The organism is Bacillus sp. 11B20, from assembly GCF_056098985.1.
In genome coordinates, this window is record NZ_JBLZWZ010000007.1 from 543,214 (window position 1) to 555,440 (window position 12,227).

Here is a 12,227-nt window from a genome sequence, read left to right on the forward strand (position 1 = left end):
CGTGATAAGAAATTTGCCGAGCCTGTCTTCTATTACTATACGAGCAGTAGGGGCATGTTTAGACCTATAGATTCGTATATATGCATAGAAAGAGGAGGGTGGATTTTCATGAAGCGACCGATCATCGGGCTTGCACTAGGCTCCGGGGGTGCGAGGGGAATGGCGCATATCGGGGTTTTGTCTAGTCTTGAGAAGCAAGGGATACAGGTAGATATGATCGCAGGAAGCAGTATTGGCGCACTTGTTGGGAGCTTTTATGCGGCAGGACAAGACGTAGAAAAAATGAAAAAACTTGCACTTGTCTTCAGAAGAAAGTATTATGCTGACTATACACTGCCAAAAATCGGTCTTTTAAAAGGAAATCGAATTTTGCAGCTGATTCACACGTTTACATATGGGAAAACATTCGAAGAATTAAGAATGCCCCTTGCGGTGGTCGCCTGTGACCTCGAAACAGGGGAAAAGGTTGTGTTTAAAGAAGGATCTGTCTCACAAGCAGTTAGAGCAAGCATCAGCATTCCAGGCGTGTTTGTTCCTCACGAAATGGGCGGCAGACAGCTAGTGGATGGAGCGGTTGTTGACCGCATTCCTGTGTCTGTGTTAAAAGAAATGGGCGCAGACCTTATCATCGCCTCTGATGTATCAAGGGTGAAAAAAACAGAAAAGGCGACGAGATTATCGGATGTGATTATGCAAAGTTTGGACATCCTTCAAAATGAATTGGTCCGTCATCAAACCATTCATGCAGATCTCATGATTCGGCCGAGGCTTGAAACATTTAGCTCTAGTTCGTTCACACAGGTTCAGGAGATGATTGAAGCTGGGGAGCTCGCCGCAGACCAATTAACAGGTAAACTGAAAGATGTCATTGATAAATGGGAGTGTTAATCGAATGAAAAAATTGAATATTCGCTGGCTCAGCTTTTTTGTCGTTGTTCTTGTCTTATTTGGCTTAACTTTTGTCAAACTGCCGTATTACGTGACAAAGCCGGGTGATGCAACAGAGATTGCCCCTCACATTCAAGTGGACGGTGGATACGGTGAGAAGGGCAGCTTCTCTCTTATGACAATTAAAGTAGGTCCAGCCAATCCGTATACGTATTTGCTTGCGAAAATGAATAAATATGACGAAATCGTCCCAGAAGAAAATATTAAAGCGGACGGAGAGTCGGATGAAGATTATATGAAAAGACAGCTTCAGCTAATGAAAAGCTCTCAAGAAAATGCCATGATTGCAGCGTATACAAAAGCAGGTAAAAAAGTAGATTATACGTTTAATGGGGTATATGCGAGCTACGTCATGAAAGGCATGCCTGCTTACGGCAAAATTGAAGTGGGTGACCGGATTAAAAGCGTTGATGGCAAGACGTATGACTCAGCTGATAAAATGGTGTCGTATATCAGTCGTCAAAAAGCAGGTACATCTGTCCGTTTTGTCCTTGAACGAAACGGCAAGGATATCACGCAGCAAGTGAAGTTAAAACCTTTTAAAGAAGAGCCGAATCGAGTCGGGATTGGCGTATCATTATTTACAGATCGAAATGTGAAAGTCTCGCCTTCCATTAAGGTCGATATTGAAAATATCGGCGGCCCGTCGGCAGGTTTAATGATGTCACTTGAAATTTATAACCAGCTAACAAAGGAAGACGAAACTCATGGCTATGCGATTGCAGGGACCGGAACGATTGACGCAGATGGCACGGTCGGGCCAATTGGCGGCATTGCTCAAAAGGTCGTTGCAGCAGATAAAGCAGGAAAAGATATCTTCTTTGCACCAAACGATAAAGGTGATCCAAACTCAGACTACAAAAATGCAGTGAAAACAGCGAAAGATATTAAAAGTGATATGAAAATCGTTCCTGTGGACACAATGCAGGACGCACTGAACTATTTAAACAAGTTAAAAGAGAAAGCATCTTAACTAAAAAAAGAGCAGCCTTCATCAAAGGCTGCTCTTTTTATCAAGATTGGAAGAGACCAGTCTCTTCATCATAGCGGATCGGTGAGGTTTTAAATTCTGCTTCTGTTAACTTTGTTTGCATTGGTTCGCTGATGGGAAGGCTGAAGACGCGGGAAGCACGAATGTCAAGATCAAGGGCAGGGTGTGAAAAGGAAGACAGCTTGCTGATGAGCGGTACGTCCAATTCTTTTTTGACAAGTGATAAGTATTGCTGTCCTTTCTTTGACATACCAAGTAAACGAATGTATGGCGTGTGTTTCTCGTTTAGCAGCTCATGCATCACAGTTTTCTTTACCCTCATTAAAAGGTGCGTATTCATCCGCTGCAGCCTTGTCCACGTATATCGTTTTGTTTTCAAAAGTGATAGATATTCCTCGTAGGAGGACGCATGCGTGATCGCCTTTTGCATGCGGTGTTCGATGCCTTCTTCAATTTCATAGATGCCTTCTAATTCTGCTGTATCCATTGTGTGAAACACATGTTTTAAGAAGCTGAAATAGTCTTCTTGTGTATGTAAAAGATCATAAGAAGAATAATAGTCATGTAATTGCTTAAGCGAAGCTTCCGGAAGATAAGAGGCGACAGTTTCAAATGACCCATTCTCTTTTAACGCTTTTCGGATGCTTGTTGCGCTTGCGATTTTCTGATGTTTAGGAAGCTCTTGATCATGATAACCTGATGCAATTCTTTGAGAGGTAAAGGGCTCTATGTGAGGAGATCTCTCTAAGATCGCTTTGACATAATGGAAGCCTAAAATGTTATTGGGCTTAGACAGATCCAGTAAGTGTTTAGGATCAATGATCTCTTGAAACGCAGCGGCAGAGGCAGCTGGATAACTAAGCCCTTCTTTGACCTTTGCTTTTGTGAAAAAATCAATTTCTTCTTTTTTCTCATGCCAAGCGTGAGCTGTTCGTTCAAATGCTTTGATATCTCCATCCTCGCTTCCGAAAAAAAGGGAGCGGCATTTTAAAGCGTCTAAAATGGACACAGCGCCGTTTGCAAAGGTTTCTGCCTTTTGCACTGCATAGATGTATGGAAGCTCACATACGATGTCTACACCGTTTTGTAATGCCATTTTAGTACGTGTCCATTTGGAGACGATGGCAGGCTCTCCGCGCTGGAGGAAGGAACCGCTCATGACGGCAATGGCTACATCTGAGGAGGTATGTGTTTTCGCCTGACGAACATGATAGGCATGTCCATAATGAAATGGATTGTACTCGACAACAACTCCTGTTGCTTTCAATAGATGTTCCGCCTTTCTTGCTATGGTTAAATGGTCTATGCTACAGTAGCATAAGGGAAAAATGAAGCCCATTTTTTTCAGTGTAGGCATTCCGTGAACTGATGTCAAACAACGCTCTGACATCACAAAGGACTGTAAAGAAAAAATATTGACAAATAGCATGATGAAAGCTATAATCATGTTTGTTGCTCTTAGAGGTGATACAATTGAAATGGACAGTTTATCAGTTACATCAAAAAGCTAAAAACAGCTTCGATTTTCATGAGACGGTTGACTTAAATGAACTTACTAGCCTTCATTCAGATATACGTCGCATTTCACCAGTAGAGGTGAAAGGGACTGGAGTGATCGAATCAAAGCAAGTCGCATTTGATTTAACCATCACAGGTGAAATGACATTGCCTTGTTCAAGAACGCTTGTTGATGTAAATTATCCATTTGCGATTTCAACGAAAGAACTATTTGTACTTCATAAGACAGACGATATAGAAGATGAAGACGTATCTGTTGTAGAAGACGATATCATCGACTTAACGCCTATAGTCAAGGAAGAAATTCTTCTTGAAGTGCCGATGCAAATCTTTTGCGACCAAACAGACGTAAAAGGTGCTGCACCACAGGAAGGGAACGACTGGGCGGTCATTTCGGAAGATGCACATCAAAACCGAATTGATCCGCGTCTGGAAGGCTTGAAGAAGCTCTTAGAAGAAAATAATGAATCTTAACTCTTTAAGGAGGTGGGAATAATGGCTGTACCTTTTAGAAGAACTTCTAAAATGAAAAAAAGATTGCGTCGTACGCATTTCAAACTACAAGTACCTGGTATGGTAGCTTGCCCAGAATGCGGTGAAATGAAAATTTCTCATCGTGTCTGCAAATCTTGCGGAACATACAAAGGCAAAGACGTAAAAAGCAACTAATGCTTGATAAAAAAGCGTAAGGGAATCTTCCCTTGCGTTTTTTTATTTGTCTATTTTTTAGGTTTCTCTCCTGCAAATAGTCTATCTACTCTAGTAAGCGCATATGATGTGGTATTCAGATTCAGGGGGGATGATCAATTGACGATTACAAGGCAGGATGCATGGACACAAGATGAAGATTTACTTTTAGCGGAAGTCGTCTTAAGGCACATTCGAGATGGAGGAACGCAGCTTTCCGCATTTGAGGAAGTCGGGAAAGCATTGTCAAGAACAGCTGCAGCATGTGGATTCAGATGGAACTCATACGTCAGAAAACAATATCAGGCAGGCATTGAGCTGGCGAAAAAACAGCGAAAAGAACTGCGTAAAAAGATTGGGATCCATTCCTCAGGTTTACCGCAAAATACGTTAACGATAGAAGAGAAGACATCTTCAGATCAGACTGAATTAACCTTGCGAGAAGTGATTCAGTTTTTAGAGCAGCTTGAAAAAGAACCTGCTGGCTCTGCTTATTTACGTGAAGAACTAGCGGATGCACAGCATCAACTGAAGTCGCTCACGGAAGAAAATGAACACTTGAAGCGACAATTAAAAATGACAGAAGAAGATTACCGGGCACTCATTGGGATTGTTGAAAGAGTCAAACAGAATATCAACTTAAAAGAATATGCTAAATAAGAAAACGCCCCTCACAGAGAAAGGAGGGGCGTTTTGCCATCAGTATTAAGCGGATTCACCTGTATTCTTTTGAATATGGGCGGGCTCCCAGATGAGTGGATTTTCACCTTTGTCGCGTTCCATATCATATTTCACCGCTTCAAAGCCCATTTTATCCCAAAAACCGGCAGATTTGACGCGTGGATTGGTTCGGATAGGCAACCCGAAAGATTTGGCGAAATCAACAAGTGCCTCGCCGTACCCTTTACGCTGATACCCAGGAAGCACTTCCAGCTTCCATAGCTCTAAATAATCATGATTGTGGTCAAAATACGTTGTCGTCGAGCCGTCCACTTGATAAAGGCTCATACGTGCAACCAGCTTATCTCCAAAATAAATCCCGTAAAATGGAGAGTTGCTGTCATTTTCTATCATATTACTTTCAAGGTCTTCAAGCATGGATAGTTCTTGTATGCCATATTCCTTAAATTGTTTAAATTCCTCTAAAGTTTTGTAATTGATTAGAAGTCGCTTTACTTGTGTCATATGATCTTCCCCCTTACACACATAATGTTGACAGTGATGTCGTTGAAGGCGTTTTCATCCCATCCGCCTCAAAAAGTTTTTACACTTATTATTATAGTTTTTAAATTAAAAAAATTCAATCGCGGCGCGCCATCTGCTTTTTGCATCGCGGCATGAAACTGTTAAAATGGTTGATATGATGAAGTAAACAGAAAAAGGGAAGTGCGGCAGTTGAACATTGGAATCATTGGCGGCGGTGCGATTGGTCTGCTTTGTGCTAGTTATTTATCACAGCATCATGACATCACTGTTTTGACAAGAAGAAAAGAACAGGCAGAGGAGATTCGAACATCAGGAATTAAACGAACGGTAAAAGGAGAGACATTCTGGTCGTCTGCCGAGGCAAGGGCAGAAATTACAGGAGGATTTGATCTGCTGATTGTGACGGTGAAATATCATCATTTGCAAGAGGTGCTTGATGACCTATCGACATTACCTCGTCAGCGAATCTTATTTTTACAAAATGGCATGGCCCACTTATTAGATTTAGAAAACTGGAAAACGGCGCATACAATATATATAGGTGTCGTAGAGCACGGGGCGATGAAGGTATCAGATCATTCGGTAAACCATACAGGGATTGGTGTCATCAAGTGGGGGGCTTTTCATCCTGAGGATGCAGCTGATGTGAGAAATGCTTTTAATGAAACGCCGGCTCATTTTCAGATGATTTATACGGATGAATGGAAAAAAGTGCTGGAGGAAAAACTGCTAGTCAATGTATGCATTAACCCGCTCACGGCTTTATTGCATGTGAAAAATGGGGAATTGATTGCAAATCCTTCATATGAATACATGATGAAATGTGCATTTGAAGAAGCATTGTCCATTTTAGGTCTGGCTGAAAAAGAGCAGCTCTGGTCACACGTCGTTTCAATTTGTAAGAAAACGGCCGCCAATCAATCGTCGATGCTTCAAGATATCGTCAAAGGCCGTGAAACCGAAAGAAAAGCCATCGTTGGCTATCTTTTAAAAAAGGCTCAAGCTCAAGAGATTCTGGCGCCACATCTTACTTTCTTCAATCGAAGCTTGGAAGTATTGGAAAAAAAGCAAACAAAATCTTTTGAGTGAGCTCATTTACATGCTATACTTTTTTCGGGAAACTAACTATTTATTGAAGAAAGGAAGTTCTAAACATGCAATTGACTGAACTTTCCATCCGAAGTCAGAATTTATTCATACGTGATTATATAGAAGAAAAAAAAGAGATGACTGCTTTTTTTGATTATGATATACATTCTGAGCACACATGGAAAAAGAGATACGACGATCTCATGGAAATGAGCTTCCCGCGCGAGGCTTTAGCAGATTATATGAGCGCATACCATGCAAAGTTTGAATCGGCAGCGATGCGTCAGAACATTGAAAAGATCCGTGACAAGCGGAGTGTCATGGTGGTTGGAGGGCAGCAGGCAGGCCTACTTTCAGGACCGCTTTATACCATACATAAAATCATATCCATTATTCAGTTCGCAAAAGAAAAAGAATCAGCGCTTGGCGTTCCTGTGATTCCAGTCTTTTGGGTAGCAGGTGAGGATCATGACGTAGATGAAATTAATTTTGTCTACACATCTGGCGACAAAGGTCCAGTCAAGCAAAAGCTGCCATTACATAACGTTAAAAAAACTGCTGCAAAAAGAACACCGCTACATCAAGAAAAAACAGAGAAATGGCTACGTGACGTGTTTTCAACGTATGAGGAATCTGCATATACAAATGACTTGCTTGATCAGCTTCTTCGATGTTTACGCAAATCACAAACGTTTACTGATTTCTTTGAATGGATTGTATGCGACCTTTTTGAAGAAGATGGACTTCTTCTATTTAATTCAGGAGACTTAGGCGTTAAACCACTTGAGCGTACGTTGTTCAAGCACATTGTCGAGACAAATGATGCGGTCACAGCTCGTTTGAATGAAACGCAGGCTGCCATGAAACGAGCGGGATATCAGCCGATCATTGAAGCTGTTGACAATCAGGCGAACCTGTTTTACGAATATGATGAGGAGCGTTTCCTTATTGAAAAAGAAAACGGCCAGTTTTCTATATCAGAAGTGGGGCTTACATGGACGAAAGAAGAGATTTTGCAGGAAATTGAGGAGCACCCAGAACGGTTCAGCAACAATGTGGTGACGCGCCCCTTAATGCAGGAAACCCTTCTTCCGACACTTGCTTTTATGGCAGGACACGGTGAAGTCAACTATTGGGGGGAGCTGAAAGGAATCTTTGAGCATTTTAAATTGAAGATGGCACCTGTTCTTCCAAGACTGCACGTGACCATTCTTGAAAGGCACATCGATAAGAAGCTGCCGGCTAGAGAACTTTCTGTAGAAGAAGTGCTCACAAGCGGAGTAAAAGAAAAGAAAGAGGCTCACTTTGAGCAAAGCCTTCCAGACAGCTTTGTTCAAGCCGTTGATCATGCGAAACGTGAATTAGCGAAAGTTCACGGTGTATTGAGGCAAGAAGCACTGGAGGTTGAACCAAACTTCGAGCAGCTGCTAGATAAAAATGCCAAATTTATCGAAGACCAGCTTCAATTTGTTTATCAAAAGGTGGCGCAGCGTGTGGAAGAGAAGGAAGGATATATCCTTCGGGATTTTGAACGGATTGAAAACAGCTTAAAACCACTAGATGCCCCGCAAGAAAGAATTTGGAATATCATGTACTTTTTAAACAAATATGGTCCAGAATTCTTCAAAACGTTCAAAAATCTGCCATTTTCATTTCAAAACAAGCAGCAAATTGTCAAACTTTGAAATAAAGTTTTAATGAACCCTGACTAGTTCAGGGTTTTTTTTTATGTAGAAACAGTGTAAAATAAGTTTTGTGGAGAGAAGTGGTGGATAGTGGAGAGTAAGGGTGAGAAAGTGGGGCTCTGATTATCATGTTCATGGGTGAATACCAACATACGATTGATACAAAAGGGCGCATGATCATCCCTGCTAAATTTAGAGACGGTCTCGGAGAACAGTTTGTGCTGACGAGAGGGCTTGATCAATGTTTATTTGGCTACCCTATGAGTGAGTGGAAACTAATTGAAGAGAAACTCAAAGCACTGCCGCTAACGAAAAAAGATGCACGTGCGTTTACCCGGTTCTTCTTCTCCGGCGCAGTTGAATGCGATCTGGACAAGCAGGGGCGCATTAACATCGCATCAAACCTACTCCAATATGCAAAACTCGAAAAAGAATGTGTGGTCATCGGCGTTTCAAATCGAATTGAGTTGTGGAGTAAGTCGATCTGGGAACAATATACAGAAGAGCAAGAAGATTCTTTTGCTGAAATTGCTGAAAACATGATTGGGTTTGATATATAATAATCCCTTGTGCAGCAAGCTTTCTACACATTCATTTCTATTTGAAAAAGGTGGGACCATAACATCATGTTTCAACATGAGACAGTATTATTAAAAGAAACAGTTGACGGTTTAAACGTCAAAGAAGACGGTACATATGTAGACTGCACGCTGGGCGGAGCAGGTCATAGCTCATATTTACTATCTCAACTATCAGAAAAAGGTACATTGATTGGATTTGACCAAGACGATGCTGCACTGGATCATGCACGAGAGAAGCTCGCGGATTCTAAAGCGAACATTCTTTTCATAAAAAGCAACTTCCGATATTTAAAAGAACGTCTGAATGAACAAGGCATTACAAGCGTAGACGGTGTGATTTTTGATCTTGGGGTTTCATCTCCTCAGCTCGACACACCAGAGAGAGGCTTTAGTTATCACCATGATGCACCTCTTGACATGCGAATGGATCAAACAGCCGCATTGTCGGCAAAACAAGTGGTGAATGAATGGCCATTTGAAGATCTAGTTCGGATTTTCTACAAATATGGGGAAGAAAAATTCAGCAAGCAAATCGCACGCAAAATTGAAGAAGCTAGAAAAAAAGCGCCAATTGAAACAACAGGTGAGCTTGTCGACATTATCAAAGAAGGAATTCCCGCACCTGCAAGACGAACTGGCGGACATCCAGCAAAAAGAGTGTTTCAAGCGATCCGAATTGCCGTAAATGATGAATTGAAAGTTTTTGAAGAAGCACTAGAACAAGCAATAGAGTTACTCAATCCGAAGGGGAGAATTTCTGTCATTACATTCCATTCACTTGAAGACCGGATTTGTAAAAGTACATTTAAAGAAATGTCTTCTCTTCCAGAACTTCCGCACGGACTACCAGTGATTCCAGAAGGACTTGAACCAAAGCTGAAGCTGATCACGAGAAAACCAATCGTTGCATCAGAACAAGAGCTGGAACATAACAACCGTGCCCGTTCAGCGAAGCTCCGAATTGCAGAAAAAAAGTAAAACGACACCATAGATGATGATAAAAAGGAGGTTTCTTATGAGTAATTTGGCTTACCAAAGAGAAGTAAAACAATATCAAACAGAGCAGCAAGGCCAATCGGTTGTTATTAAAAGAAGAGGTTCTATCACACTTGGTGAAAAAATCTTACTTGTCATGTTTGTCATGGCTCTTATGTGCAGCTCCATTCTCATCATTTCTAAAGCCTTTGCTGTCTATCACGCCAATATCGAGGTGCAGAAATTAGAGCAGCAAGTATCTTTAGAATCGAAGAAGATCACTGAGCTTCAAAAGGAAAAAGACTTGCTGAGTGAACCAGAAAGAATCATTGAAGCTGCGAAAAAAGCAGGCTTAAGCATTTCGAAAGATGTTAAGAAGGTTGATTAAGATGGCGATGCCTAAAAAGAATAAAATGATGAACAGAGGCGCGGCAATTGCGAGTATTTGCTTCGCCCTGTTTTTCTTTATCATCCTTGCACGTTTTATTTATATTCAGATTACAGGAACGGTCGATGGTCAAGTGTTAGCCGCAAAGGCAAATGAACAATATCAATCGAAGAAAACACTTGAAGCCAAAAGAGGGTCTATTTTAGACAGAAATGGGAATGTGATTGCCGAGGATACATCTGTCTATAAGCTGATTGCGATCATGAGCAAGAAAATGACGGTCGATCCAAAGCACCCAATGCATGTCGTTGACAAAGAAAAGACAGCAAAAGAGCTGTCAAAAGTAATTGATATGAGCGAAAGCGAAATTTTAAAGCGTCTGAATACAAAAGATGCGTTCCAAGTTGAGTTTGGTAAAGCTGGGAAAGACATCAGTTTTTCAACAAAGGAAAAAATTGAAAAGCTAAAGCTTCCAGGGATCGCATTTGAAAAAGACACGAAGCGATATTATCCAAACGGCATGTTTGCTTCAAATCTGATCGGTTATGCAAGATTAGATGAGGCGACAAAGGACATGTCAGGCGCGATGGGACTTGAGAAGGCGCTGAACAAATTTTTAAAAGAAAAAGACGGCTATGTGACATATAACAGTGACAGAAGCGGATGGGCTCTTCCAAATAGTAAAGAAGACATTGTCGCTCCGAAGGATGGGAAAAACGTCACGCTGACCATCGATCAAAAAATCCAAGCGTTCCTTGAAGAAAGTATGACGCAGGTTGCTAAAAAATATAAACCGAAGAAAATCATTGCTACAGTCGTTGACCCAAAAACGGGAAAGGTGCTCGCGATGGGACAGCGGCCAAGCTTTAATTTAAATGAATTAGACATTACGAATTATAACAATGATGTCATTTCATATGCGTTTGAACCAGGTTCAACGATGAAAATCTTTACACTTGCTGCGGCAATCCAAGAAGGGGCCTACCAAGGCAATGATAAATATCAATCTGGTACTTATAAAGTAGGCGGCGGCCTTGTAAGAGACCACAACAACGGAAATGGCTGGGGGAAAATTGACTTTCATGAAGGTGTTCTCCGTTCGTCAAACGTAGCCTTTGCAAAGCTGGCAAAAGAAAAGTTAGGCTTCACGCGCTACGAACAATATTTGCAGAAGTTCCATTTCTATGACAAAACAGGTATTGACTTGCCGAACGAAGCGTCTAGTAAAATCAATTACAGATACGAATATGACAAAGCATCGACAGCTTACGGTCAAGCGTCTGCCATTACACCGATTCAACAAATCGAAGCAGCGACAGCGATAGCAAACGGTGGAACGATGATGAAGCCATATGTCATTGATCATATTACAGACCCGAACACAAACAAAACGATTTTACAGCACGAACCAACAGTAGCTGGAAAGCCAATTTCTTCAGATACAGCAAAGCAAGTACGTGACATTTTAGGTGAGGTTGTTTCCTCGAAGATTGGAACAGGTCAGCCTTACCAAATCAAAGGCTTTGACGTTGCTGGAAAAACAGGAACAGGACAAATCGGTGGTGCCGGTGGTTATCTCCAAGGAAGAAATGATTACGTCTTTTCATTTATGGGAATGGCGCCGAAAGATGATCCAAAGCTGCTCGTTTATGTAGCTGTACAGCAGCCGCAGCTGTCTGACACAGAAACTGGCTCTGCCCCAGTTGCACAAATCTTTAACCCAGTGATGAAAAATAGTCTGCTATATTTAAATATTGCACCAACAAAAACAGACGATAAAAAATCAGGCGAACAAAAAGTGAAGCAAGAAACAATGCCTTCATTCTTAGATTTAGAAGTGAAGCAGGCGGAAACAGAAGCCAAAAACAAAAACTTAACGCCTGTTGTCATCGGCGACGGCCTCTCCATTAAACGACAGTGGCCAAGTGCAGGCTCTGAATTCTCTGAAAGCCAGAAAGTTTTCTTGAAAACAGCAGGAAAAACCATCAAAATGCCTGATATGACGGGCTGGTCGAGAAGAGAAGTTCTTCAATATGCATCCATTTCCGGTGTGCATATCGAAACAAAGGGACAAGGATATGCTATCAAACAAAGTGTGAAAAGTGGAGCGGAGATTTCAGATAAAGTTGTCACTGTGACATTTAAAAGCCCGAATTAAT

The 12,227-nt window shown here is 41.5% G+C and carries 13 protein-coding genes; 11 read left to right on the plus strand and 2 right to left on the minus strand.

Translation table 11 applies throughout. From position 1 onward, the window contains the following. Positions 1-108 precede the first annotated feature (108 nt). Both ACN6NB_RS07060 and ACN6NB_RS07065 read left to right on the plus strand, forming a co-directional pair. The gene (locus tag ACN6NB_RS07060; RefSeq protein WP_041084940.1) at positions 109-888 is read left to right on the plus strand and encodes a patatin-like phospholipase family protein; all 780 of its coding nucleotides are present in this window, start codon (positions 109-111) and stop codon (positions 886-888) included. A gap of 4 nt (positions 889-892) precedes the next feature. Further along, positions 893-1,921 carry a SepM family pheromone-processing serine protease gene (locus ACN6NB_RS07065; RefSeq protein ID WP_144491176.1) on the plus strand — a complete coding sequence of 343 codons (1,029 nt, stop codon included), beginning with the start codon at positions 893-895 and terminating at the stop codon, positions 1,919-1,921. Between the two features lie 40 nt (positions 1,922-1,961). On the opposite strand, the gene ACN6NB_RS07070 is transcribed toward ACN6NB_RS07065, so the two are convergent. Continuing rightward, on the minus strand, positions 1,962-3,206 hold the full coding sequence (locus tag ACN6NB_RS07070) for a nucleotidyltransferase (protein WP_186319780.1): 1,245 nt from the start codon (positions 3,204-3,206) through the stop codon (positions 1,962-1,964). Between the two features lie 206 nt (positions 3,207-3,412). Here ACN6NB_RS07070 and ACN6NB_RS07075 point away from each other — a divergent pair, with 206 nt between their 5' ends. The 3 genes from ACN6NB_RS07075 (at position 3,413) to gerR (ending at position 4,804) form a co-directional block, all read left to right on the plus strand. Further along, complete coding sequence (locus ACN6NB_RS07075) at positions 3,413-3,931, plus strand: YceD family protein (RefSeq protein ID WP_019743276.1); 519 nt, start codon at positions 3,413-3,415, stop codon at positions 3,929-3,931. Between the two features lie 21 nt (positions 3,932-3,952). After that, positions 3,953-4,126, plus strand: a complete 174-nt coding sequence (rpmF, locus tag ACN6NB_RS07080) for a 50S ribosomal protein L32 (RefSeq protein WP_008354700.1) — start codon at positions 3,953-3,955, stop codon at positions 4,124-4,126. A gap of 138 nt (positions 4,127-4,264) precedes the next feature. Continuing rightward, positions 4,265-4,804 (plus strand): sporulation-specific transcriptional regulator GerR, encoded by a 540-nt coding sequence (gene gerR, locus ACN6NB_RS07085; protein ID WP_039178316.1) that lies wholly within the window; start codon positions 4,265-4,267, stop codon positions 4,802-4,804. Between the two features lie 45 nt (positions 4,805-4,849). On the opposite strand, the gene ACN6NB_RS07090 is transcribed toward gerR, so the two are convergent. Then, positions 4,850-5,329 (minus strand): N-acetyltransferase, encoded by a 480-nt coding sequence (locus ACN6NB_RS07090; RefSeq protein ID WP_007499784.1) that lies wholly within the window; start codon positions 5,327-5,329, stop codon positions 4,850-4,852. A 201-nt stretch (positions 5,330-5,530) separates the two neighbouring features. Between ACN6NB_RS07090 and ACN6NB_RS07095 the strand changes: the two genes are divergently transcribed. The 6 genes from ACN6NB_RS07095 (at position 5,531) to ACN6NB_RS07120 (ending at position 12,226) form a co-directional block, all read left to right on the plus strand. After that, entirely contained in the window at positions 5,531-6,439 is a 909-nt protein-coding gene (locus ACN6NB_RS07095) for a 2-dehydropantoate 2-reductase (protein ID WP_474253283.1), read from the plus strand. Positions 6,440-6,504: 65 nt separating this feature from the next. Next, positions 6,505-8,124, plus strand: coding sequence for a bacillithiol biosynthesis cysteine-adding enzyme BshC (gene bshC / locus ACN6NB_RS07100; RefSeq protein WP_039178321.1), 1,620 nt, complete (start codon positions 6,505-6,507; stop codon positions 8,122-8,124). A gap of 128 nt (positions 8,125-8,252) precedes the next feature. Then, positions 8,253-8,684 carry a division/cell wall cluster transcriptional repressor MraZ gene (gene mraZ, locus ACN6NB_RS07105; protein WP_003211163.1) on the plus strand — a complete coding sequence of 144 codons (432 nt, stop codon included), beginning with the start codon at positions 8,253-8,255 and terminating at the stop codon, positions 8,682-8,684. Between the two features lie 66 nt (positions 8,685-8,750). Further along, positions 8,751-9,683, plus strand: a complete 933-nt coding sequence (gene rsmH, locus ACN6NB_RS07110; RefSeq protein ID WP_024426925.1) for a 16S rRNA (cytosine(1402)-N(4))-methyltransferase RsmH — start codon at positions 8,751-8,753, stop codon at positions 9,681-9,683. Between the two features lie 37 nt (positions 9,684-9,720). Beyond that, complete coding sequence (gene ftsL, locus ACN6NB_RS07115) at positions 9,721-10,068, plus strand: cell division protein FtsL (RefSeq protein ID WP_039178324.1); 348 nt, start codon at positions 9,721-9,723, stop codon at positions 10,066-10,068. A 7-nt stretch (positions 10,069-10,075) separates the two neighbouring features. Next, positions 10,076-12,226, plus strand: a complete 2,151-nt coding sequence (locus ACN6NB_RS07120; protein ID WP_222123947.1) for a penicillin-binding protein — start codon at positions 10,076-10,078, stop codon at positions 12,224-12,226. Position 12,227: the final 1 nt, after the last annotated feature.